This is a genomic window from Mesorhizobium sp. WSM4850 (genome assembly GCF_055811735.1).
In genome coordinates, this window is record NZ_JBVVPV010000194.1 from 1 (window position 1) to 223 (window position 223).

The window sequence follows — 223 nt, forward strand, 5'->3', positions numbered from 1 at the left end:
GAGGTACCTAAAAGGAAACTCCCTCGTTCTCTTCGTGGTGCCGAAAGAGGCATGAAATGCGCAGCCCGTCGCGTCGTCGAGCAGGAGGCAAAGCCCCATCACCGCGGGTTTGCCTACGGCATTGTTGTCGGGCGACACTGTGACGATCTTGACGCCGATATGGCCGCCTGACGACGTGCCGGCCGCAACGGAGAGAACAAGGGAGTTTCCTTTTAGGTACCTC

General features: G+C 58.7%; 1 pseudogene. It reads right to left on the reverse strand.

Features of this window, described 5'->3' with window-relative positions:
* A pseudogene (locus AC0L2Z_RS35520) lies at positions 1-223 on the reverse strand (hypothetical protein); the annotation flags it as partial.